Source organism: Sphingomonas rustica (assembly GCF_039652585.1).
Classification (GTDB): Bacteria; Pseudomonadota; Alphaproteobacteria; order Sphingomonadales; family Sphingomonadaceae; genus Sphingomonas; species Sphingomonas rustica.
Genome location: NZ_JBDIZK010000016.1, coordinates 1 through 22,224, shown reverse-complemented (window position 1 = coordinate 22,224; position 22,224 = coordinate 1). Strand labels below are relative to the sequence as shown.

At 68.3% G+C, this 22,224-nt stretch carries 21 protein-coding genes and 1 pseudogene; 7 read left to right on the top strand and 15 right to left on the bottom strand.

The features are described from left to right. Nucleotides 1-8: 8 nt before the first annotated feature. From TPR58_RS20970 to TPR58_RS20900, 15 genes and pseudogenes are all read right to left on the bottom strand, one after another. Nucleotides 9-833, bottom strand: coding sequence for a sulfotransferase domain-containing protein (locus TPR58_RS20970; protein ID WP_346248721.1), 825 nt, complete (start codon nucleotides 831-833; stop codon nucleotides 9-11). A gap of 482 nt (nucleotides 834-1,315) precedes the next feature. Next, nucleotides 1,316-1,435: pseudogene (locus tag TPR58_RS22685) on the bottom strand (HprK-related kinase A); the annotation flags it as partial. 313 nt (nucleotides 1,436-1,748) lie between these two features. Beyond that, entirely contained in the window at nucleotides 1,749-3,665 is a 1,917-nt protein-coding gene (locus tag TPR58_RS20960) for an asparagine synthetase B family protein (protein WP_346248719.1), read from the bottom strand. A 57-nt stretch (nucleotides 3,666-3,722) separates the two neighbouring features. Continuing rightward, nucleotides 3,723-4,106: an adenosylmethionine decarboxylase gene (gene speD / locus TPR58_RS20955; protein WP_346248718.1), complete on the bottom strand. Its 384-nt coding sequence runs from the start codon at nucleotides 4,104-4,106 to the stop codon at nucleotides 3,723-3,725. After that, a complete protein-coding gene (locus TPR58_RS20950) occupies nucleotides 4,103-5,710 on the bottom strand; it encodes a flavin monoamine oxidase family protein (protein ID WP_346248717.1) in 1,608 nt (535 codons plus the stop codon). The genes speD and TPR58_RS20950 overlap by 4 nt, the downstream gene beginning before the upstream one ends. Next, nucleotides 5,700-7,235: a polyamine aminopropyltransferase gene (locus tag TPR58_RS20945; RefSeq protein WP_346248716.1), complete on the bottom strand. Its 1,536-nt coding sequence runs from the start codon at nucleotides 7,233-7,235 to the stop codon at nucleotides 5,700-5,702. Before TPR58_RS20945 ends, TPR58_RS20950 begins: the two co-directional genes overlap by 11 nt. Beyond that, nucleotides 7,228-7,440, bottom strand: a complete 213-nt coding sequence (locus TPR58_RS20940; protein WP_346248715.1) for a DUF350 domain-containing protein — start codon at nucleotides 7,438-7,440, stop codon at nucleotides 7,228-7,230. The genes TPR58_RS20945 and TPR58_RS20940 overlap by 8 nt, the downstream gene beginning before the upstream one ends. Nucleotides 7,441-7,453: 13 nt before the next feature. After that, nucleotides 7,454-7,597, bottom strand: a complete 144-nt coding sequence (locus TPR58_RS20935) for a hypothetical protein (RefSeq protein ID WP_346248714.1) — start codon at nucleotides 7,595-7,597, stop codon at nucleotides 7,454-7,456. Continuing rightward, nucleotides 7,597-8,973: a DUF4178 domain-containing protein gene (locus tag TPR58_RS20930; protein ID WP_346248713.1), complete on the bottom strand. Its 1,377-nt coding sequence runs from the start codon at nucleotides 8,971-8,973 to the stop codon at nucleotides 7,597-7,599. The genes TPR58_RS20935 and TPR58_RS20930 overlap by 1 nt, the downstream gene beginning before the upstream one ends. A gap of 7 nt (nucleotides 8,974-8,980) precedes the next feature. Beyond that, on the bottom strand, nucleotides 8,981-9,655 hold the full coding sequence (locus tag TPR58_RS20925) for a DUF4178 domain-containing protein (RefSeq protein WP_346248712.1): 675 nt from the start codon (nucleotides 9,653-9,655) through the stop codon (nucleotides 8,981-8,983). Between the two features lie 4 nt (nucleotides 9,656-9,659). Continuing rightward, nucleotides 9,660-10,661 carry an SPFH domain-containing protein gene (locus TPR58_RS20920; protein WP_346248711.1) on the bottom strand — a complete coding sequence of 334 codons (1,002 nt, stop codon included), beginning with the start codon at nucleotides 10,659-10,661 and terminating at the stop codon, nucleotides 9,660-9,662. Between the two features lie 77 nt (nucleotides 10,662-10,738). Then, nucleotides 10,739-11,989, bottom strand: coding sequence for an adenosylmethionine--8-amino-7-oxononanoate transaminase (locus TPR58_RS20915; RefSeq protein WP_346248710.1), 1,251 nt, complete (start codon nucleotides 11,987-11,989; stop codon nucleotides 10,739-10,741). Then, a complete protein-coding gene (gene bioD, locus TPR58_RS20910; protein ID WP_346248709.1) occupies nucleotides 11,986-12,609 on the bottom strand; it encodes a dethiobiotin synthase in 624 nt (207 codons plus the stop codon). Before bioD ends, TPR58_RS20915 begins: the two co-directional genes overlap by 4 nt. Beyond that, a complete protein-coding gene (locus TPR58_RS20905) occupies nucleotides 12,606-13,730 on the bottom strand; it encodes an 8-amino-7-oxononanoate synthase (RefSeq protein ID WP_346248708.1) in 1,125 nt (374 codons plus the stop codon). The genes bioD and TPR58_RS20905 overlap by 4 nt, the downstream gene beginning before the upstream one ends. 10 nt (nucleotides 13,731-13,740) lie before the next feature. Beyond that, complete coding sequence (locus tag TPR58_RS20900) at nucleotides 13,741-13,995, bottom strand: hypothetical protein (protein ID WP_346248707.1); 255 nt, start codon at nucleotides 13,993-13,995, stop codon at nucleotides 13,741-13,743. A 94-nt stretch (nucleotides 13,996-14,089) separates the two neighbouring features. On the opposite strand from TPR58_RS20900, the gene TPR58_RS20895 reads away from it, so the two are divergent. The 7 genes from TPR58_RS20895 to TPR58_RS20865 all read left to right on the top strand — a co-directional run bounded on the left by TPR58_RS20895 (nucleotide 14,090) and on the right by TPR58_RS20865 (nucleotide 22,137). Next, nucleotides 14,090-15,688 (top strand): MFS transporter, encoded by a 1,599-nt coding sequence (locus TPR58_RS20895; RefSeq protein WP_346248706.1) that lies wholly within the window; start codon nucleotides 14,090-14,092, stop codon nucleotides 15,686-15,688. Between the two features lie 22 nt (nucleotides 15,689-15,710). Beyond that, nucleotides 15,711-17,165 carry a glucuronate isomerase gene (gene uxaC / locus TPR58_RS20890; RefSeq protein ID WP_346248705.1) on the top strand — a complete coding sequence of 485 codons (1,455 nt, stop codon included), beginning with the start codon at nucleotides 15,711-15,713 and terminating at the stop codon, nucleotides 17,163-17,165. Nucleotides 17,166-17,185: 20 nt separating this feature from the next. Further along, a complete protein-coding gene (gene kduI, locus TPR58_RS20885; RefSeq protein ID WP_346248704.1) occupies nucleotides 17,186-18,028 on the top strand; it encodes a 5-dehydro-4-deoxy-D-glucuronate isomerase in 843 nt (280 codons plus the stop codon). Between the two features lie 123 nt (nucleotides 18,029-18,151). Beyond that, entirely contained in the window at nucleotides 18,152-18,907 is a 756-nt protein-coding gene (gene kduD / locus TPR58_RS20880; RefSeq protein ID WP_346248703.1) for a 2-dehydro-3-deoxy-D-gluconate 5-dehydrogenase KduD, read from the top strand. Beyond that, nucleotides 18,904-19,905 (top strand): sugar kinase, encoded by a 1,002-nt coding sequence (locus tag TPR58_RS20875; RefSeq protein ID WP_346248702.1) that lies wholly within the window; start codon nucleotides 18,904-18,906, stop codon nucleotides 19,903-19,905. The genes kduD and TPR58_RS20875 overlap by 4 nt, the downstream gene beginning before the upstream one ends. A gap of 46 nt (nucleotides 19,906-19,951) precedes the next feature. Continuing rightward, nucleotides 19,952-21,520 carry a carboxylesterase/lipase family protein gene (locus TPR58_RS20870; protein WP_346248701.1) on the top strand — a complete coding sequence of 523 codons (1,569 nt, stop codon included), beginning with the start codon at nucleotides 19,952-19,954 and terminating at the stop codon, nucleotides 21,518-21,520. A gap of 410 nt (nucleotides 21,521-21,930) precedes the next feature. After that, entirely contained in the window at nucleotides 21,931-22,137 is a 207-nt protein-coding gene (locus TPR58_RS20865) for a hypothetical protein (RefSeq protein ID WP_346248700.1), read from the top strand. The last annotated feature ends 87 nt before the right edge of the window (nucleotides 22,138-22,224 follow it).

The window sequence follows — 22,224 nt, the reverse complement described above, 5'->3', positions numbered from 1 at the left end:
GGCTGCGCCTAGAGATAGGCGAAGCGTTCCATCACCGCGCCATGGTCGCGTTCTATCCGCGCGACCTGGGCGGGTGTCAGTGCGCCCTGCCAGCCGCGCGCCTGGCCCTGGCGGAAAAAGGCGTGGGTGCCGCGCGGATGCTCGGGAAAGCCGGTCTCGCGCTCCAGCCGCGCCAGCCGGTCGAAGCGCGTCGCCTCGACCGCCATGTCGATGACGGCATCGCTCGCCGGCCAGGCCAGCCGCTCGGCCATCGCGGTCAGCCAGCCGCGGGTGTCGGCGACCAGATCCTCATAGCGCACCACCAGCGGATGCAGCCCGCTCCGGTCGATCCAGCTTGTCGCGTGCCCCGACCAGCTTCCGACATGCTGCGGTGTCTGGGTGAACAGCTTGCTGGCGCTGCCGCTGACCGCCGACCCGGTATCGGCGAGGAAGTCGATCGCCCAGTCGATCGAGCGATGGCGAAACCGCGCCCAGGACACTGCCACATCGCGCGGATCGCGGATCAGGTAGAGCGCGGAGTGAGTGACATCGGCACCGTGCACCGGACGGCCGTTGCGGTTCACCCGCCAGCTGTCATGCACCTTCACCAGCGGCTCGGTCGGGGCCAGGGCGCGGTGGAAATGGGGGCGGATCACCTCGACCTCGTCGGCGGTCATCAGCCCGGTGTCGCAGTCGAGCACCATGTCCATCCGCTTGCGGCTGAGTGCCATCTGGCCGAACTCGCCCAGCCGGTCGAGCGCGGCGGGCTCGCCGTGGCGGATCGTCCACAGCGCCAGCCGCGTCCAGGTGTTGCCCGATCTCGGATAGGAGACCAGCCAGCGGATCCCGCTCACGCTTCGGCTCGCACCGTCTCGACGATCGCGTCGATCGTGTCGTCCAGCCGGCGAAAGTCGATCGGGCGGCGGATCTCGAAATGGCGGGGGATCCGCTCGGCCGCGGCACCGGCGCGGCGCAGCGCGCCCGCCGCGGTCTTCAGGCCGACGAGCGCACGCCAGCGATAGATTTGCTGGCGCAGCGCCGACACCGCGACCGCGCCGCGCAGCCGGTCGAAGCGGATCTCGTCCGATCCATGTTCGGTGTGATGCAGGTGGAACAGTGCCGCCGGCTCGAGCGCGCGATCCGCATGGGCGGCACCCAGCGCGCGGGTGAACTTGGCCAGATCCTCGCGGCACGGCTCGAAATCACCCTCCGACCAGCCGGCATGATGCGCCGAATCGCGCCACAGACGGATGCGGCGCAGGCTGGGCAGGATCCGCGCCGGCCCCGCCAGAGTCAGCGGCGCGACATCGTCCGACAGGACCGGGAAGCCGCGCCGGGCAAAGGCGGAGGCAAGCGTCGACTTGCCCGCGCCCGAGGATCCGGCGAGCATCACCGCGCGCCCGTCGATCTCGACGCTTGCGGCGTGGATCGGGACCATCCCGCGCTGATGGCACAGATAGCCGAGCCCGGTGCCCAGCAGGAACAGCCGGATGTCGGGCGCGTCCACGGCCATCTGCGGCGCGATCGTGACGTGGTTGCCGCCCTCGACCAGATAGGCGGCGATGCCCTCGATCTCGAAGCGGATGCGGCCATCGGCACCGACCTGTGCGATCGGCGTCTCGAACAGCGTCTCGCCCAGGCTGGCCGGCACGTCGCCGAGGACGAAGCGGACCTCCGGCGCGCGGTCGTCGCCATCCCACGGGCCGAGTTCGGGCAGCGCGATCGCGCTCGCCAGCCGCCAGCCGCACAGCGAATAATCGTAGGTCAGGTTACTCATTGCTTCCCTCGTGCCAGCGCAGGAAGCCGCCCATCGAGATGGCCCGGTTCAGCGCATGGCCGTACAGTACCCGCAGGTCGCGCGCGCTCTCCGCATCCTTGGGCCAGGTGGCGACGATCTCGCGCATCCGCGGAATGTCGAGCACGCGCGAGGCGAGCGGGGAGCGCGCCACCCGCTCGATCGCCTCGGCCGTCTGGTCGAGCCGACGGGTCGCGAGAAAATACCATTCGGGCGACTGGCGACCCTTGCGACGCTGCGACAGGATCTCGGCAGGTACCCGGTCCGCCAGGACGCGGCGCGCCAGCCAGCGCGACGTGCCGTTCCGCCAATATTGGTCGCCCGGTATTCCCAGGGTGAATTCCACCATCGCCCGGTCGTGATAGGGATCGCGCCGCGCACCCGCCCAGCGCCGCCGCGCGAAGGATGCCATGTCGCGCCCCGTCTGGCCCTGCAGCATCCTCAGGCGCAGTTCGCGGCTGTCATAATCGGGGCGGAAGGGGATGTCGTGGCCCAGCCGCTCGCCCTCGGCCGCATAATCGACCTCGTCGAGGAAGCCCGGCGAAACCAGGCAATGGTCGAGCCATGGCTTGTCGCTGCCGATGCGGCGATTATTCGCCCAGCGCTGCCAGCGGCGCGGGGCGTGGGCCAGCCAGGCGGCGCTGGCCGCGACCCGTGCCGGTGACACGCCGTGCTGGCGCCCGATAGCGCGCAGGTCGCGGTACAGGCCTCGCAGCTGGAGCCGCTTCAGTCGCGCGGCGTAATCGGGATTCCCTTCCCAGGAGAGCGTGGAGTTGCCGACGCCGCCGTTCAGCAGCACGTCGACGCCGCGCCGATCGACCTCGATCAACAGGCTCTCGAACCAGGTGCCGTTGAAGCTGCCGCGACGCGGCACCAGCAGAGCCCCCATCTCGATCTCGGGTTCGACGTCGCGCGGATTCTCGCGCGCGTCGTCGATCACATTCCATTCGATATTGGCGTATCGCGCGGCCAGCACCCCGGCCAGCCGCCGCTCGTCGATCCCGTCCTCCGGATGGTCGGCACCGGCGGCGCGGGTGAACGCCAGCAAGGGATTGTCGCCCATCAATCGCGCGGCGGTCGCGGCGACGCCGGTCGAATCGAATCCGCCCGACAGCGTCACGCCGGTGCGGCCATCGGCGGACAGCCGCGCCGCGACCGACCGGTCGAGCAGTTCGCGCGCCGCCTCGACATAATCCTCGTCGCGGGCATAGCGGACCGGCTTGATCCGATCAGCGGTGAACCAGCGCGCGGTCTGGACCCGGCCGTCCTGCCAGGTCATCGATCCGCCCGGCGGCACGCGGCGGATATGGCGATAGAGCGTCTGTTCCTGGTCCTGCATCGCCAGCGTCAGGCTGTGCGCCAGCATCACCTCGTCCAGGTCGCGCGGCACTTGGGGCAGCGCCAGCATCGCCTGGAGCGTCGTCGCGAAGACGATCATGCCGGGCAGGGCTGCGTAATAGACCGGGCGAGAGCCCAGCGCGTCACGGGCGATGGTCAGCCGGCGTTCGCGCTCGTCCCACTGCGCCACCGCGAAGTTGCCGTGCAGCCGCTCCGCCGCTGCGAGCGGGCCCCAGCGATCGGTCGCCAGCGCCAGCAGGCTGCGGTGATCGGGCATATCGCTGCCAGGCAGGGCAAGGGCGTCGCGCACGCCGCGCGGGTCCGACAGCCAGGCGGTGGCCAGGATGATGCGGCCTTCGCTGCGCTGGATCGGCGGGGTTTTCGATCCATTGTCGTGGCTCGGAAATCCGCGACGCTCGACAAAGGCGCAGCTCGGGTCCGGGCGCCAGGCGCGCGGCTTGCCGCTGCCGTCGAGCGACCGCATCATCCGGTCCACCGTCGACTCGTCGACAGGGCCGCCATCGCTGCGAATGATGCCGGCGAAATCGCTCATGCAGGTGCATTAGCCGGATCGGCAAGTGACGCAATCGCGAACGCAACCGGCTTGGGTCTAGCGATCGATCAGGCCCGGCTCCAGCGCGCCATAGCCGCGGCGCAGCGCGACCCGATTCTCGATCCGCGCGCCCAGCGTGTCGGCGATCAGCGCCAGCGCGGCGTCGGGGTCGTTGGCAACGCCGCACATGAAGATATCGACCGCGGCATAGCCATGTTCGGGCCAGCTGTGGATCGAGATGTGCGATTCCGCGAGCAGCGCCACGCCGGTCACGCCCATCCCGGGCCCGAAATGATGCAGCCGCGTCTCGATCAGCGTCGCCCCCGCTGCCACGGCGGCATCTGCCAGGCAGCGCGCGACCAGTTCGGCATCGTCCAGTCCGTGCCCGCCATGCAGGTCGGCAATCAGGTGGATTCCTTGATAGGAAAGAGGAGGGCTCACAACAGACTCTCATGCGCGTGGCCAAGCTGCGTCATCGCGGCTTCGGCGGCGCGGACACCCTGATAATGCGCTTCCTCGAACAGCGACAGGCCCGACAGGTCGCTATGCGCCAGATAGAGGGGCGGTGCAGGCCGATCGGTATCGGCGCGGGCGAGGAAGCCGGGAGTGGGGCGGATCATCGCATGGCCCCAGCGCCACAGGTCGATCCGCCGGATCGCGTCGTCCATATCGGGGTGCATCGCCAGCAGGTCGTCGCGAACGATCCGCTTCCAATCCTCGGCCGGCCGCTCGACGAGGAGCCGTCGCGCCGCCGCGGGCGGCATGTCGGACAGCGGCAAATACCAAGTCAGCACGCTGGCCGGCGCGATCGCATTCGGCCCCTGATGCGTCGCAACGACATAGCCCAGCGAGTTGCTGGTGGTCGACACATTGTCCCAGGCAAGCGGCACGCCGGGCCCCTCGGGCAGGCGATCGACGGTGACGTTGGCGACCAGCCACGGGGCATAGCTGTGCGCCTTGGCCGAACCGATCTCCGGCGCGACCCGCGCGGCAATGAAGTGCGGCATGGCAAGGATCGCCGCGCGCGCGGTGGTGCGCAGCGTCGTCTTCGCGCCGGCATCATAGCTGTCGATCGCCAGCCGATCGCCGTCGCGCGTCACCTTGTGGACGATATGGCCCGCCGCGATCCGATCGCGGAATCGGGCGGACATCGCCGCGACCAGCCGGCCATTGCCCTCGGGCCAGGTCAGTTCGTTGCCGCCCGCGCCGTCGGCGGCCCAGCCGCGGCGGCTGGCGAAATAATGGATGCCCGCCCAGGCCGAGACCTCGCCCGGCTCGGTCCCATAATCGTCGCGCATGGCATAGCGGACATGCCCGCGCAGCACCGGTGAGCGCCAGCCGCGCTGGTCCAGCCAGGCAGCGAAGCTCAGCCGGTCGAGCGCGCGCAGATCGTCGTCGCGCGAGCTATAGGCCGTGGGCAGCGCGAAGGCGGGCTTGCCGTCGCCGCCGACGCGCGCGGAAAAGTCGCGCATCGCGGTTTCGAACGCGGTCAGGTCGGCCTTGTCGTGGCTCGACAGGCCGGTGCGCGGGATCAGCCCCTCCTGCCAGCGGCCCTGCCAGAACAGCCGCTCCTGAAGATCGGCACAGAGCTGCTCCGGATCATAGACCGGCACGCCATCCCGGTCGCCGGTGATCATCCCGAACTGGCGCAGCATGTGGCGCAGCGCCCCCGCCTCGCGATTGGCGACGGGAAGATAATGCGCGCCGAGCGGATAGGCGGACACGGCATTGCGGCCGTTGCGGGCGTTGCCGCCTACCGCATCCTCCAGCTCGAGCAGGCGAAACCGGTCGAACCCGGCGTCCTTGAGCCGCCAGGCGGCCGACAGGCCCGCGACTCCGCCGCCGGCGATGACCAGATCGACCGCGTCCTGCCGGGTCGGGGCGGGAAAGCCGCCGTCGCGCAGCCGGTGGCCGCGCGCCATGTCGGCGCCCGACAGCTCACCCGCGGGCAGCGGCTGGCCTCTAAAGCCATAGGCGATGCCGGCGCCCGTCGCCGCAACCACGCCCGCACCGATCCCCAGCACCGCGCGGCGGTCAGCCTTCATAGCGGCCCCAGGCCTCGTCGAACTCGCGGACCAGCGCCTGGTTGTCGAGCCGGTTCACCGGCGTCGGCCGGCGCGCCATGTCGGGCGGGAAGTCGAACAGCCGGTCGGCGATCTCGGGCGTCAGGAATCGGCCGCCGGGCAGGATCCGGGCATGGTCGGGGATCGGCCCGTCCGCGGCGAGGACGAAGCCCCATTCGCCAAAGCTGGGGACATAGGCGTGGTAGCCGCGCGTCTGGAACCCGGCAGCCTCCAGCGTGGTCGCCACGGTCCAGAACGCCTTTGGCGCCACCAGCGGAGACGTGCTCTGGACCACGATCATCCCGCCCGGCGCCAGCAGCTTGCGCACCGAGCGGTAGAAGGTCTCGGTATAGAGCTTGCCGACCGAGTAATCGACCGGATCGGGGAAATCGATGACGATCGCGTCATAGCGCCCGGTCGCCTCGCGCGCCCAGCGAAAGCCGTCGGCGTTGATCACCGTCATCCTGGGATCGGTCAGCGAGCCGCCGTTCAGGCGCGTCAGCATGTCGGTGCGCGAGAAGAGCTGGGTCATCTCTCCGTCGAGATCGACCAGCGTCAGCTTCCGGACGCTCGGATATTTCAGCACCTCGCGCGCTGCGAGCCCGTCGCCGCCGCCCATGATGAGCACGTTGCGCGGCGCAGCGACCCGGCCGAGTGCCGGATGCACCAGCGCCTCATGATAGCGATATTCGTCGCGCGACGAGAATTGCAGGTTACCGTTGAGATAAAGTCTGAGGTCGTCGTCGCGGCGGGTCAGCACGATCCGCTGGAATTTCGAGCTGACCGCATAGATTACCGGTTCGCCATAGCTGGCCACCTCGGCCCAGCGCTGCAGGCGTTCGGAAGCGACGAACCCGGCGCCGAGGCCGATCAGCAGCAGGACCGACGCGATCTTCTCCATCCGGTACCGGCTCGTGCGCGGCAGCGCGAACAGCAGCGCCAGCGCGACCGCGGCGTTGAAGATACCGAACAGGAAGCCGGTGCGGATCATGCCGAGATGCGGCATCAGCACCAGCGGAAACAACAGGCTGGCCGCCAGCGCGCCGACATAGTCGAAGGTGAGCACGTTCGAGACGACTTCGCGAAAGTCGTAGCCGCGCAGGATGCGGATCAGCAGCGGGATCTCGAGCCCGACCAGGAAACCGATCGCCAGCACCAGCCCGTACAGCGCGACCCGGAAATGATCGATGACCGGGAACAGCATGAAGAGCGCCGCGGCCGAGCAGCCGCCGAGCAATGCGATCAGCAGCTCGACCCGGACGAACAGCCGCAGCTCGTCGCGCTTCACATAGCGCGAGAACCAGCTGCCGATTCCCATCGCGAACAGATAGCTGCCGATGACGGTCGAGAATTGAGTGACGCTGTCGCCCAGCAGATAGCTGGCGAGCGTGCTGGCCAGCAGTTCATAGATCAGGCCACAGGTGGCGACGACGAAGGCAGAGGCAAGCAGCGCCGCAGCGGGTGCGGACGTCTGGATACGCGGAGACGCCGGATCTGCGTCAGCCATGGATCGCGGCGGCGACGATGATGGCGAGCGCGATCGCCACCATGCCCGCGAACGCCGCCACGGCGAGGTTCTGCTTGTCCTTGATCTCTTCCCACAGCTTGCCCGGCGTCAGCAGGTCGAGAATGATGAAACCGACGACGAACACGACCATGCCGAGGCCGGAATAGATGAGCGTGGCGAGCACCTGCGGAAGGGTCGTAGCCATTTCCTGTTCCCCTTTATTTGTGAGTTGGACCGTAATAGCCCCGCGCCGCGCCGGCACGGCCGGCATCCGCGAAGGGCGAATAGGCGAAGACGCCCGAGGTGAGATAGAGACCGATCACCGCGGCGCACCACAGCAGATAGACGAACATCTTTCCCATCAGTCGTCGTCCTCGTCATCGTCGCTGCCGGCGAAGTCGCTCTGCGACCGGCGCGACGTCTCGAAACTCAGATGGCGCAGCGCCACCCACACCAGCGGCACGCCGATCAGCAACAGCGCGATGATGAAATTGCCGAAGAACAGCGCGCCCTGGAACACCCGGATGCGAAGCTGCGGCTCGGCGGCGTCGGCCATCCAGCCGCCGACCCCGGTCTGTGGCAGCTCGACGCCGGTGATGCTCAGCGTCGAACTGCTGCGCGCGCCGGGATCGTTCCAGCGATTGCCCTTGTATTCGACCACCAGGTCGTAGGTGCCGGCCGGCACGCTGGCCACCGACACGTCCTTGCCGCGCGATCCCTCGCTCCACGACCCGTCGGAATCGCGGCCGGAATAGCGTTCCGCCGCGCCATAGGCCTGGTAGCTTTGCTGCGACGCGCGATTGACCAGCCGATAGTCCAGGTCGACCCAGCCATTTTCCAGCGCGGGCACATCGGCGCGAATCTCGACCTTCTGATAGGGGCGGCTCAGCGTGATCGGGCCGATCGTGCTGGTCGCCTCGCTGCCGGTACGCGGGATGGTGAGCGTCTGGTCGGCCAGCTCGCGCGATCCGCCGAACACCGTCATTGCGACGATCAGTCCGGTGATCGCCGCCAGCGCGATCTTCCATCCGCGCTTCAGCCAGGCGCCGTGCGGCGAGGGCTGGTGCGGCAGCGGCGGCCAGATGCGTCTGGCCGGCGTCACGCCGAAGGCCTCGATCTCGCGCGCGTCGAGCCATTCGGACCGGGTCCAGCTGACCTCATGCGCATTCTTCTCGCGCGAGAGCATGACGCCGGGCCGGACCCAGTCGTCGGTATCGACCGTCTCGCCCTTCGCCACGCGCCAGTAGAATTCGCCCAGCACATAATCGACCTGGGCCGAGCCGCCCGAGAAGAACGGCTCATAGGCGTCGCCGTCGATCTCGATGCTGCCCGAGCTGCCGCTTGGCGCGTCGGTCCGCATCTCGCCCAGGCTCCAGCCGCCGCGATTGGCGATCAGCCAGCGATAGCCGCGATAGGGGTTGAAGAGGAGATATTCCTCCCAGCCATAGGCGCCGTTCTCCGAGCGGCGCAGATAGCCGACCACTTCCCATTCGCTGCCGCGCAGCGTCGCGCGCGTGCCCAGCGGGATCGCCAGTTCGGCGCGGGCGCGATGATCCTCGACCAGCAGCCTGACGCTCGGATTGGTGACGTCGAGCAGCGATCCGCAATATTCGCAGGCGACGGTGACCGAGAAGCCGGCGGCGCGCAGCTTCACGCTGCCGCCGCATGACGGACAGGTCAGCACCGTCGCGCTGGGCGAGGGCTCGACGCGCGGAGCGACCGGCGCGGCGTCGGACACGGGAGCCTCAGGCTGCATAGTCGGGCAGGGTCCATCCCTCGAAGCGACGCAGTCCGCGGAACTTCAGCTCCTCGAGCGTGACATAGCGCCCCTTGTAGAAGCTGGTGCCGGCGTCGTCGCGCTGGACGCTGGCAAAGCCGTCGTCCCGCCCGCGCAGATCGACGCTGTACAGCGACCAGCCCGGCCGGGGCGTATAGGGCAGCTCACCCTCGGCCGACAGGCAGGTGACCTCGCGCGCATCGACCACGGTCATCCGCTCCTTGTCGATCTGGATCTCGGCGCCCGGCTTCGCATTGCTGCCGTCGGCGATCATCTGCACCTGGCGGCTGCGGACGCTTGCCAGGTCGCGCTCCTGCATCAGCATGAACTGGCCCATCGCATCGCCCAGCCAGGCGGTCTTGCCATTGGCGGCCAGCAACAGCCATTCGTTCCACGCGCCGTCGGTCCAGCCCCAGCGGATGCGGCCGGCAACCTCGAAACCATGCTCGCCCAGCTGTCCGCGCGCACCGATCTGGAGCGGGCTCATGTCGAACGGCAACGGCGACGACTGGCCGACGACCTGGACGCCCGCATCGCTGCGCACGAGCAGCGACCGGCAATAGTCGCACACCCGCGACGGCAGGCTCGCCGAGCGGAAGACGACTTCCGCGCCGCAATTGGGACAGGGAAGGGTCAGGCTCATCGGGTCAGCGGATATTGCCCAGCAGCTCGGCCTTTTTCGCGTCGAACTCGGCCTGGGTGATCGCGCCGGCGGTCATCAGCTTGTGAAGCTTCTCGATCTGCGCGAACGCATCTTCCGGCGGCGCGGCAGGGGCGGCGGGCTGGGGCGCGGCAGCGCCGCCGATCCCGCCCGCCATGCTCTGGCCGATCGCCATGCCGGCCGCGGCGCCGGCGCCGATCCCGGCGACGCCGCCCGACTGGGCAGCGGCGGTCTCGATCGCCTCGGCGCTCTGGAAGCGGACGAACTGGTCGAGATTGCCCACCACCCGCATCGAGCTTGCCTTGTCGAGCATCGCCTGGACTTCCTCGGGCAGCGACAGGCTCTCGACATAGAAGCTGGTGCAGGCCAGGCCCCATTGCGCGAACGCCGGCTGGACCGCGGCCAGCAACTTTTCGGACAGCTTCGCCTGGTCGGCGGCCAGGTCGATGAATGCGGTGTCGCCGCCACCCAGCGCGCTGGCGATGGCGGTGGCGATCGCGCCGCGCAGCTGCGGCTCGATATCCTCGACGCGCAGCTTTTCCAGCGTGCCCATCATCTTGACCGCGAAAGTCGGCACGTCCTCGACCCGGAAGGAATAGCTGCCAAAGGCGCGGATGCGCAGCGCACCATATTCGCGGTCGCGCACCGTGATCGGCTGTGCCGTGCCCCATTTCAGGCCGGCCTGTTCCTTTTGCGAATAGAAATAGACGTCGGTCTTGAACGGCGACGCGAACCCCTTGTCCCAGTTGCGCAACGAGGTGAGCAGCGGGAGGTTCGCGGTCTCGAGCGTATACAGGCCGGGCCGAAACGCATCCGCCATGACGCCTTCATTGTAGAAGAACGCGATCTGGCCCGCGCGAACGGTCAGCTGCGCACCGTTCTGAACCTCGCGGTCCTTCATCGGATAGCGCATGCCCAGGTCGCCGGGCTGTTCCACCCAGTCGATGACGTCGACGAACTGCTTCGAGAGAAAGTCGAGAATGCCCATCCGGTCCTCCGTTACGGTTGAAAGGATAATGGCATCATAGCCGCGGCGAAATGGAAATCGTAATGAACAGCGTCGATTTAATTCGGGTCGGCCTGAATCGCACAGGCTTCGGCGATAGCCGAATAGATGCGATCGAGGTCGGCGTCGTCGATGCAGTAGGGTGGCATGACATAGACCGTATTGCCCAGCGGCCGCAGCAACAGGTCGCGATCGCGGAAGAAGGCGAGCAGGCGCGGGCCGCGATCGGACAGGTAGCGGCCCTGGTCGTCGGCGATCTCCATCGCGGTCACCGTGCCGATCTGCCGCGGGTTGCGGACGCCCTTTAGCGCTGACAGGCGCGCCGCCTGACGCTCGGCCAGCGCCGCGATCCGCTCCAGCACCGGTTCGTCGCGCCAGATCGCCAGATTGGCGTTGGCCGCGGCGCAGGCGATCGGGTTGGCGGTGTAGCTGGACGAATGGAAGAACATCCGCGCGCGGTCCTGCGACAGATGCGCGTCGTAGATCGCCTCGCGCGCCATCGTCACCGCCAGCGGCAGGCTGCCCCCGGTCAGCCCCTTGGACAGGCATAGCAGGTCGGGCACGACGCCCGCCTGTTCGCAGGCCAGCAGCGTCCCGGTGCGGCCCCATCCGGTCATCACCTCGTCGGCGATGAACAGCACGTCGTGGCGCGCGCAGATCGCCGCCATCTCGGCCAGCACCCGCGGCGGATAGATCAGCATTCCGCCTGCGCCCAGCAGCAGGGGCTCGACGATGAACGCGGCAGGCGCCTCGCGGCACGCCGCCTCCAGCGCGTCCAGCGTCGCCTGTTCCGCGCCCGCCGCCGGGAAGGGCAGGGTGCCGACATCGAACAGCAGCGGGCCATAGGGCTGGTTGAACACGCCGCGCTCGCCGACCGACATCGCCCCGATCGTGTCGCCATGATAGCTGTGCTGCGTCACCAGGATGCGGTGGCGCGCCTCGCCGCGATTGGCCCAGTATCCGAGCGCCATCTTCAGCGCGACCTCGACGCTGGTCGATCCCGAATCCGAATAGAAGACGCGGGTCAGCTCCGGCGGCATGATCGCGGTCAGCCCGCGCGCCAGGTCTTCGGCGGGCTGATGCGTCCAGCCGGCAAAGATGATCTGGTCCATCCGCGCCGCCTGGTCGGTGATCGCCGCCATGATCCGGGGATGCGCATGGCCATGCGTCGTCACCCACCAGGACGAGATCGCATCGACGACCCGGCGGCCGTCCGCGGTGTAGAGGGCGGCGCCTTCGGCGCGCTCGACCAGCGGGATCGGCTCGTTCAGCCCGTGCTGGGTGAAAGGGTGCCAGACCGGCGAAGTCATGCGAAATCCCCGAGATCGAAGCCCGCGGCAAAGGCGGCGGCCAGCGCCGGCGCGTCGAGCACGGGAAGCCGTGGCAGGCGGCCGAGCCGGCGGACCCCGCCGATCCGCGCGATCGTCGCCTCGCTATGCTCGACCGCGTCGCCGATGAAGGCGATGCCGTGGATCGGCACGCCGCGCGCGCACAGTGCTTCGATCGACAACAGGCTGTGGTTGATCGTGCCCAGCGCGGTGCGCGCGACCAGGATTACAGGATGCTGCCAGCGAGCGAAGAGGTCGGCATAGAGCAGGTCGCGCGTCACCGGCACCAGCGCGCCGCCGGCACCCTCGACGATCAGCGGCCCCGCGACGCGCGGCGGCACCAGCCGGTCGGGATCGATCGCCACGCCGTCGATCTCCGCCGCCAGATCGGGCGAGCAGGGCGTCGCGAGGCGATAGGCCTCGGGCAGGATGCGCGCCGGCTCGACGCCCAGCGCGGCCAGCGCGCCGCTGTCGCCGCCGGCCTCGGTACCGGCCTGGACCGGCTTCCAATAGGTTGCGCCCAGCGCCGCGGTCAGGCCGGCGGCGAACACGGTCTTGCCGACATCGGTATCGGTGCCGGTCACGACGAAGGTCCTGCTCATGCCAGCGCCTCCCGAAGCGTTTCCGCCAGCCGCGCGACATCCCGCGCGGTCGCGTTCAGCGTCAGCGACAGCCGCAGCCTTGCGGTGCCGGCGGGCACGGTCGGCGGGCGGATGCCGCGCACGTCGAACCCGGCTGCCTGCACCGCCGCGGCGACCGCCATGGTCCGCCGATCGTCGCCCAGTATCAGCGGCAGGATCTGCGAGCCGGTGGGCGCGACGCCGCAGGGCGCCAGCAGGGCCTCCGCTTCGGCGATCAGCGCGTGCAGCGCCTCGCGCCGCTGCGGTTCCTCGGCAAGGATGCGCAAGCTCTCGCGCACCGCGCTCGCCATCAGCGGCGACGGTGCGGTCGAGAAGATGAAGCCGCGCCCGCGATTGACCAGGAAGTCGCGCACCACTGCCGCGCCGGTGACCAGCGCACCCTCGCACCCCATCGCCTTGCCGCAGGTGCGCAAGCTGACGACATGCTCCTGTCCGTCGAGCGCGTGGGCCAGGCCGCGGCCATCGGGTCCGAACACGCCGGTCGCGTGCGCCTCGTCGATCAGCAGCATCGCATCGTGCCGCTGCGCCACCTCGGCCAGCGCGTCGAGCGGGGCGCGGTCACCGTCCATCGAATAGAGGCTCTCGACCGCGATCCAGGGCCGCCCCGTGCCGCCCGCATCGCGCCAGCCACGAATCGCATCGTCGAACGCCTGGGCGTCATTGTGCGCGGCGGCGACCCGCTCGGCGCGGCCAAGTCGCATCCCCTCATGCGCGCTGGCATGGATCAGCGCATCGTGCACCACCAGGTCGCCGCGCTGGGGCAGCGTGGCCAGCAGCGCGGCATTGGCGGCGAAGCCGCTGGAGAACCACAAGGCCGCTTCCGTGCCGAAGAAGGCGGCGGCCTCGGCCTCCAGCGCCTCATGCTCCTCGTGATTGCCGCGCAGCAGCCGCGAACCGCCCGAACCGATCGGAACGCCGCGGGCGATCGCCTCGCGAACCGCTCCGGCCAGCCGCGGGTCGCCGGCGAGCGCGAGATAGTCGTTCGAGGCGAAGTCGATTCCCGTGCGGGGGGCAAGCGAACGGCGGCGGCCCTGGTCGGTCAGCAGGGCAAGGTCGGCGTGGAGCGGGGCAAGGCGAGTCACGGCGTGCCCCCTAGCGCCAAACCCGCGCGCTGACGAATGCCGCGTTGACGCGCTCGGCTGACACCGGTAGCAAAGGGACGCTTATCGGCGCATCCCTTGCGGGAAAAGGGCCGAAGGCCGGGTAGAGCGATTCGAAAGGTCGTCGATCTTGGGTGATGGAAAAGCGGGCGTCGATGCGATTGCCTGCGCGTCCATGGGCGCGCGGCAGGCGTTCGGCGCGCCCCATCGCGCCGAAGGACGGCGCAGGTTTCGACCCGGTGCGCATGCCAAGCCTCAATTGGGCGAGACATGTCGCGTGCGCTGCGGCATTGGCGTGACGCGCCAGGGCTGAACCGACGAAGACGGAAAGGGAGAGGGGAATGTCCGATACTCGAGAGGCGATGATCGCGGGCGCCGCGGAGCGCGTAGGGCGATATCGCTGGATGATCGTCGCGCTGCTGTTCGCGGCGACGGTGATCAACTATATCGATCGGCAGATGATCGGCCTTCTGAAGCCGACGCTGATGGCGGACCCCACGCTCGCCATGGACGAGGTTGCCTATGGCAATGTCGTCGTCTGGTTCACGATCGCCTATGCCGTCGGCTATCTCGGGTTCGGCAAGATCGTCGATCTCATCGGGGCGCGGCTCGGCTATGCTGCGGCAGTCGTCATCTGGACCATCGCCCATATCGCCCATGGCGGCGCCTATTCGGTCGGCCAGTTCGCCGCCGCCCGCTTCGGCCTGGGCCTTGGCGAATCCGGCAATTTCCCCGCCGGTGTCAAATCGGTGGCAACCTGGTTCCCGGCAAAGGAGCGCGCCTTCGCGATCGGCATCTTCAACGCCGGCACCAATGTCGGCGCGATCCTCACGCCGTTGATCGTCTATGTCATGATCGCGATGCTGGACCTCAGCTGGCGCATGGTGTTCGTCGTGACGGGCATTTTCGGCATTTTGTGGCTGATCGCCTGGCTGTCGATCTATCGCGACGACCCCGCCAAGCATTCGCGCGTCGGTGCAGCGGAACTGGCGCATATCACGTCGGACCCGGCCGATCCCGAGGTGAAGACCCCCGGCATCTGGGTCCGGCTGTTGGCGCAGCGCGAGACCTGGGCGTTCGCGCTCGGCAAGTTCTTCATCGATCCGGTGTGGTGGTTCTACCTCTTCTGGCTGCCCGGCTATCTGGGCAAGCAGTATGATCTCGACCTCGCGAACTGGGGTTCGCTGACCTCGTTCACGGCCGTCCTGGCGATCGGTGCGATCTATCTGATCTCCGACGTCGGCAGCATCGCGGGGGGCTGGCTCTCCGGCAGGCTGATGAAGTCGGGCATGAGTGCGAACAAGGCACGCAAGCTGACGATGCTGGTCTGTGCCTTCTGCGTCCTGCCGATCATCTTCGCCACTTCGGTGCCGAACCTGTGGGTCAGCGTGCTGATCATCGGTGTCGCCGCAGCCGCGCATCAGGGCTTTTCGGCAAACCTGTTCACGGTCCCCTCCGACACCTATCCCCGTTTTGCCGTGGGGGCGGTGATCGGCATCGGTGGGACCGTGGGCGCGATCGGCGGTGCGCTCAGCGCCAAGATGACCGGTTTCCTCCTGTCGCTCGAAAGCTTCACGATCTTCGGCGTCACGATGCAGAACTACACGCCGATCTTCATCCTGGCGGGCGGCGCCTATTTCCTTTCGCTGCTGTCGGTCCATCTGCTGTCGCCGCGCTTTTCGCGGGTCGAGACGTTCCATATCTCGACGCCCTGGGCGGTGATCGTATCGGCGGCTGCAGGCGTGGGCGCCGTGGTGCTGTTCCTCGCCTCGGGCAAGGCAACCGCCGCCGGTTGCTTCCCGGTATGGACCGGTCCGGTCGGCAACGGCGCGTGCATGGCGCCCAATACCTTCTGGAGTGTAATCATCGCACTTGCGGTGCTGGTCGTCGCAGGCATCGTTGCGAATACGCTATCGGCCCACAAGGCCCGCCGGATCTGACCCGGCGTCAATGGAGTAAGACATGTCTAGGCCGCTGAAACTCGATCCCGACCGGCTTCTCCCCGCGGAAGAGCGCACGCGCAGCATCGCGCGCGAGCTCTATCGCGAGGTCGCCGGGCTGCCGATCGTCAGCCCGCACGGGCACACCGATCCGACCTGGTTCTCCACCAACGAGAACTGGTCGAACGCGGCCGAGCTGCTGCTGGCGCCCGACCATTATCTCTATCGCATGCTCTATTCTCAGGGCATCGCGCTGGCCGATCTGGGCGTGCCCGACAAGAATGGCGTGCCGGCGCACGACCCGCGCAAGGCCTGGCGGATCCTGGCCGAGAACATCCATCTGTTCCGCGGTACCCCGTCCAGCATGTGGCTCAGCCATGTGTTCGGCGAGGTCTTCGGCTTCGACGTCGCGCTCGATGCCTCGACCGCCGACCTGTATTACGACCGGATCAACGAGCAGCTGGCCAGCGACGCGTTCAAGCCCCGCGCGCTGTTCGAGCGGTTCAACATCGATTTCCTCGCCACGACCGAGGGGCCGCAGGACGACCTGTCGCCGCATCACGCCATCCAGGCCAGCGGCTGGAACGGGCGGGTGGTCACCACCTATCGACCCGATGCCGTGATCGACGTCGAGCATGAGCAGTTCGGCGACGCGATGCGCGTCTTCGCCGAGAAGACCGGCGAGGATGTCTACAGCTGGGACGGCTATCTGGCCGCGCACCGCAAGCGCCGCGCCGAGTTCCGCGCCGCCGGTGCGACCGCGACCGATCACGGCCATGTCACCGCCCGCACCGCCAACCTGACGCATGACGAGGCCGAGCGGCTGTTCCGCACGATCCTGTCGGATCGCTGGACCCCGCAGGATGCCGAGCTGTTCCGGGCGCAGATGCTGACCGAGATGGCTGCGATGAGCGTCGAGGACGGCATGGTCATGCAGATCCATCCGGGCAGCTTCCGCAACCATAATGGCGGCCTGTTCGCCAGCCATGGCCGCGACAAGGGCGCCGACATCCCGCTGCGCACCGATTATGTCGCGGCGCTGAAGCCGCTGCTGGATCGCTTCGGCACCTCGACCGAGCTGTCGGTGATCCTCTTCACCCTCGACGAGAGCAGCTATTCGCGCGAACTGGCGCCGCTGGCGGGTCACTATCCGTGCCTGAAGCTGGGCCCCAGCTGGTGGTTCCACGACAGCCCGGAGGGCATGCGCCGCTTCCGCGAGATGACGACCGAGACCGCCGGTTTCTACAACACCGTCGGCTTCAACGACGATACCCGCGCCTTCCTGTCGATCCCGGCGCGCCACGACGTCGCGCGCCGCATCGACTGCGGCTTCCTCGCGCGACTGGTGGCCGAGGGCCGCATGCTCGACTGGGAAGCGGCGGAGCTCGCCTACGATCTCACCAACGGGCTGGTGCGCAAGGCGTACAAGCTCGACCAACCCGCCCCCGCCCCCGCGCCCGTCGCGGCCGCGGCCTGACCTTCCAATCGGAGCAGACCATGTTCGACCGTACCTATTACGCCACGCACCCCGACATGATGGAGTGCGTCTCCAACGACGAGCTGCGCGACCGCTACCTGATCTCGGACCTGTTCCGTGAGGGCGAATGCGTGCTGAACTACACCCATGCCGATCGCTTCGTGATCGGCGGCGTGCAGGTCGGTTCGACCCCGGTCGCGCTTCCGGCACAGACCGAGCCCGCATCCGCGGTCGGCCATCCGTTTCTCGAGCGCCGCGAACTGGCGATCGTCAATGTCGGCAAGACCGAGGGCACCGTCACCGTCGATGGCGAGGTCTTCACGCTCGGCAACAAGGACTGCGTCTATGTGACGATGGGCGCCAAGGACGTGCAGTTCTCGGGCGAGGGCGCGCGCTTCTACCTGGCGTCGTGCCCGGCGCATAAGGGCTTCCAGACGCGCAAGCTGTCGATCGCCGACGCCAATGCGCTCGACCGCGGCAGCCTGGAGGAATCGAACGAGCGCACGATCTTCCAGCTCGTCATCCCCGGCGTGTGCGACAGCGCGCAGCTGGTGATGGGCCTGACCGTGCTGAAGCCGGGGTCGGTGTGGAACACGATGCCGCCGCACATCCATGAGCGCCGCAGTGAAATCTATTTCTACTTCGAGCTCGACGATCTCGAGAAGGACCGCGTGTTCCACTATATGGGCGAGGGCGAGGCGACCCGCCACATCGTCATGGCGAACGAGGAAGCGGTGATCAGCCCGCCCTGGTCGATCCATATGGGCTCGGGCACCAAGTCCTATGCCTTCATCTGGGCGATGGCCGGCGAGAACCAGGACTATACCGACATGACCGTGCTGGACATCTGCCAGCTGGCTTAATCTTCTCCCCTCCCGCATCGCGGGAGGGGCCGGGGGAGGGCATGTCGTTCGTGAGGACGACGCCAATCGGACAGGCCCTCCCCTGACCCCTCCCGCAAGCGGGAGGGGGACTTGGGAGTTCTAATGACCAACCCCTTCGATCTCACCGGCCGCGTCGCGGTCGTCACCGGCGCCAATACCGGCATCGGCCAGGGTATCGCGCTCGCGCTCGCCGCGGCGGGTGCCGACATCGCGGCGGTGGGCCGCACCCCGGCGCAGGAAACCGTCGAAAAGGCACGCGCGCTGGGCCGCCGTGCCGAGATCATCTCTGCCGACCTGTCGACCATCGAGCCTGTGGACAGGGTTGTGGACGAGGCTGTGGACAAGTTGGGCGGGCTCGACATCCTGGTCAACAATGCCGGCATCATCCGACGCAACGACAGCCTCGACTTCACCGAGGAGGATTGGGACGCGGTCGTCGATACCAACCTGAAATCGGTCTTCTTCCTGTGCCAGGCGGCGGGCCGCCACATGGTGAAGCAGGGCCGCGGCAAGATCATCAACATCGCCTCGATGCTGACCTTCCAGGGCGGCATCCGCGTGCCCAGCTATACCGCGTCCAAGTCGGGCATCGGCGGCCTGACCAAGATCCTGGCGAATGAATGGGCGTCGAAGGGGATCAGCGTCAACGCCATCGCCCCCGGCTATATCGCCACCAACAACACCGCCGCGCTCCAGGCCGACGCCGACCGCAACAAGTCGATCCTCGACCGCATCCCCGCCGCGCGCTGGGGTTCTCCCGACGACATGGGCGGCGCCGCGGTGTTCCTCGCGTCATCGGCATCGGATTATGTCCAGGGCCATATCCTGGCGGTCGACGGCGGGTGGCTGGCACGATGACGATCGCATTCTTCGGAGAGGTGATGCTGCGGCTGTCGCCTCCGGGCCGCGAACTGCTGTTGCAGACCCCCAAGCTGGAAGTGAATGTCGGCGGCGCCGAGGCGAACGTGGCCACGGGGCTCGCCTGCCTCGGGCATGACGTCCGCATGATCAGCGCGGTGGCGGACAATCCGCTGGGGGGCGCCGTGATCGGCGAACTGCGCCGGCGCGGCGTCGATACCGGCAGCGTGGCGATCGAACCGGGTCGGCTGGGGCTCTATTTCCTGACGCCAGGCGCGGGCCTTCGCGCGTCGGAGGTCGTCTATGACCGGGCCCATTCGGTGTTCGCGACGCGGGCTGCAGATGCCTGGGACTGGGATGCCGCACTGGAAGGGGTAACCCGGCTGCACCTGTCGGGGATCACCCCCGCGCTTGGCGCCAACACCGCCGAGGCGGCGATCGCCGCTGCCGAGGCTGCCGGCGCGCGCGGCATCCCGGTCTCGTTTGACGGCAATTATCGCGCGAAGCTGTGGGAGGCGTGGGACAGCGATCCGCGCGCGGTGCTCGGCCGGCTCATCGCGCATGCCGATGTCCTGTTCGGCAATCACCGCGATGTCTCGCTGCTGCTCGGCAAGCCTTTCTCCGGCGACGGTCCCGACCGCCGACGGGAAGCTGCGGAGGCTGCGTTCCAGGCCTTTCCCAAGCTTCGGCTGATTGCCTCGACCGCGCGCCACGTCGACGATGCCGACAGTCACCGCATCGCTGCGCGGGTCGATACCCGTGACGGCGCGCACCAGACCGACGAGGTGCTGGTCGCGGGAATCGTCGACCGGATCGGTGCGGGCGACGCGTTCGCCGCGGGCGTGCTGCACGGGCTGCTCGAGGGCGGCGATGCCAGGGCGGCGGCCGAGGCCGGCCTGGCGCTGACCTGCCTGAAGCATTCGCTGCCGGGCGATGCCAGCCTGTTCACCCGCGCCGACCTTGCCGCATTCGGCGAAGGGCTCGACGTTCGCAGATAGCAAGGGGCGGCCTCTCGCCGGTACGCCTGAAGTTCGGGAGAGGATGATGGACGAGATTTCGCGGCGCACGGTGCTCGCCGGCGGCATCGCTGGTGGGCTGGGGCTCACCCTGGTGCCGTCGCTTGCGTTCGCGCAAGGTGCCCCGGTGGTGACCGCGCCCAGCGGCGTCTTCGAGGGCGATGCGGTCGGCGGCGTCTGGTGCTTCCGCGGCATCCGCTATGGCAGCGGCCCGCGCTTCCGCGCGCCGCTGCCCTTCGCGACGCCCGGGCTGCGCCGGCCGGCGCACGCGTTCGGCCCGGTCTGTCCCCAGCGCGGCCCCTATCGCCCTCAGGGCGAGGACTGCCTCTACCTGAACGTCTGGACGCCGGGCGCGCCATCGCGGGCGCGCAAGTCGGTGATGCTCTATATCCATGGCGGCGCCTATTCGAACGGATCGGTCACCGATCCCCAGAATGACGGCGCGGTGCTGGCGGCCAGCGAGGATGTCGTGGTCGTCACCGTCAACCACCGGCTCAATGCGCTCGGCTATCTCTATCTCGCCCGGCTCGATCCGCGCTTCGCCGACAGCGGCAATGTCGGCCAGCTCGACCTGATCCTCGCGCTGCAATGGGTGCGCGACAATATCGCCGCGTTCGGCGGCGATCCGGGCCGGGTGTTCGTGTTCGGCCAGTCCGGCGGCGGCGCCAAGATCGCGACGATGATGGGCATGCCCGCGGCCAGGGGCCTGTTCCATTCCGCGGCGACGATGAGCGGCCAGCAGGTCACCGCTTCCGGCCCGCTCAACGCCACGCGCCGCGCCCAGGCCTATCTGGCGAAGCTGGGCGTGCGCGAGAGCGACGTGTCGCCTCTGCTCGACCTGCCGGTGGAGCGGCTGGTCGAGGCGCTGGAGGCGACCGACCCGATTCTGGGCGGCGGCGTCTATTTCGGGCCCGTGCTCGACATGAAATGGCTGTCGCGCCACCCCTTCTGGCCCGACGCCAACCCGCAATCGAACGCGATGCCGATGATCCTCGGCAATACCCGCGACGAGACGCGTGCGTTCATCTCGCCCGATTCCCCGCGGATCAAGGCGCTGAGCTGGGACAATCTGGCGGCCACGATGGCGCCCGAGCTGCGCATGGACATCCTGCCCGAATGGGTGGTGGGCGAATATCGCCGCCGCTTCCCGCAGGACACGCCCGAGGCGATCTTCTACCGCGCGACCACTGCCGGGCGCAGCTGGCCGGGCCAGGTGATCGAGGCCGATGCCCGCGCCGCGGCGGGGGCCAGGGCGACCTGGGTCTATCAGCTCGACTATCAGTCGCCGGTAAAGCCCGAGCGCGGCGCGCCGCACACCGGCGACATCCCGCTGGTGTTCGGCACGCTGGGCGCGGAAGGATCGATCAGCGGCACCGGCCCGGCGGCGCAGCGGCTGAGCCGGCAGATGATGGCCGCCTTCGCCGCGGTCGCACGCACCGGGCGCCCGGCGGGGAAGGGCGTGCCGGCCTGGCCCCCCTATACGCTGCCCGGCCGCGCGACGATGGTCTTCGATACCGAGAGCCGCGCGGTCAACGACCCGCGCAAATGGGAGCGCGAGCTGTTCGCCCGCGTCCCCTATATCCAGCCCGGAAGTTGAAGACGGGTTTAAGTAGTTGATCCGGATGTAAAAATCCTCTCCCGGAGGGAGAGGGGGACCAGCCGCAGGCTGGTGGAGAGGGAATATACGCGAGCGACTGGCTCGAGTTGAGAACGACCCGATCCGGATTCCGCGATTTTGACGAACGTAGTCAGCTCTGCAACTTCGTCCGGCCCGCCCGGGGAGACTCCCTCTCCACCATGCTTCGCATGGTCCCCCTTGTATCTGGATGTGAGGCGGTGAAGATCGCCTGGACCACCGGGGGGATGGCCATCCCCCCGGTGGTTGCAGTGTCGACGCCCGTGTCCCCCTTGGTCGTGCGACCGCTGGGAGTTTGGGACCGGCGCTGCTGTTGCCCTGCGACCGAACAGTCGGATGGTTGCCAATCGCACAGACAAGGCAGGTACAAGGTGACGCAAACCAAAGTCGGAGTCGATAGCTCGAAGGCGTGGCTGGATGCGTGGGTCGCGCCGGATCGCAGGTGTCGATGTGCAAACAGCCCACAAGGCATCGCCGAGCTGGCCAGCTTCGTCGAGACGCATGCGGGCAAGGACGCGCTGGTGGTGCTGGAGGCCAGCGGCGGGCCTGTCAGGATTTCCGTGTGCGGGCGGGCATAATGGTTAGGAAGGAGATCCCCTATGTCCCGACGCAAAGAGCCTGCGATCCCGAACGAGCTTCTCGACCAGCTACTGGCGGGCGGCGCG

Bases quoted from the DNA above. Each gene is read 5' to 3' on its own strand.
- TPR58_RS20960 (WP_346248719.1), bottom strand. From the start codon at position 3,665: ATGAGCGATTTCGCCGGCATCATTCGCAGCGATGGCGGCCCTGTCGAC.
- TPR58_RS20950 (WP_346248717.1), bottom strand. From the start codon at position 5,710: ATGAAGGCTGACCGCCGCGCGGTGCTGGGGATCGGTGCGGGCGTGGTT.
- TPR58_RS20945 (WP_346248716.1), bottom strand. From the start codon at position 7,235: ATGGCTGACGCAGATCCGGCGTCTCCGCGTATCCAGACGTCCGCACCC.
- TPR58_RS20940 (WP_346248715.1), bottom strand. From the start codon at position 7,440: ATGGCTACGACCCTTCCGCAGGTGCTCGCCACGCTCATCTATTCCGGC.
- TPR58_RS20935 (WP_346248714.1), bottom strand. From the start codon at position 7,597: ATGGGAAAGATGTTCGTCTATCTGCTGTGGTGCGCCGCGGTGATCGGT.
- TPR58_RS20925 (WP_346248712.1), bottom strand. From the start codon at position 9,655: ATGAGCCTGACCCTTCCCTGTCCCAATTGCGGCGCGGAAGTCGTCTTC.
- TPR58_RS20920 (WP_346248711.1), bottom strand. From the start codon at position 10,661: ATGGGCATTCTCGACTTTCTCTCGAAGCAGTTCGTCGACGTCATCGAC.
- TPR58_RS20915 (WP_346248710.1), bottom strand. From the start codon at position 11,989: ATGACTTCGCCGGTCTGGCACCCTTTCACCCAGCACGGGCTGAACGAG.
- bioD (WP_346248709.1), bottom strand. From the start codon at position 12,609: ATGAGCAGGACCTTCGTCGTGACCGGCACCGATACCGATGTCGGCAAG.
- TPR58_RS20900 (WP_346248707.1), bottom strand. From the start codon at position 13,995: ATGCGCACCGGGTCGAAACCTGCGCCGTCCTTCGGCGCGATGGGGCGC.
- TPR58_RS20895 (WP_346248706.1), top strand. From the start codon at position 14,090: ATGTCCGATACTCGAGAGGCGATGATCGCGGGCGCCGCGGAGCGCGTA.
- uxaC (WP_346248705.1), top strand. From the start codon at position 15,711: ATGTCTAGGCCGCTGAAACTCGATCCCGACCGGCTTCTCCCCGCGGAA.
- kduI (WP_346248704.1), top strand. From the start codon at position 17,186: ATGTTCGACCGTACCTATTACGCCACGCACCCCGACATGATGGAGTGC.
- kduD (WP_346248703.1), top strand. From the start codon at position 18,152: ATGACCAACCCCTTCGATCTCACCGGCCGCGTCGCGGTCGTCACCGGC.
- TPR58_RS20875 (WP_346248702.1), top strand. From the start codon at position 18,904: ATGACGATCGCATTCTTCGGAGAGGTGATGCTGCGGCTGTCGCCTCCG.
- TPR58_RS20870 (WP_346248701.1), top strand. From the start codon at position 19,952: ATGGACGAGATTTCGCGGCGCACGGTGCTCGCCGGCGGCATCGCTGGT.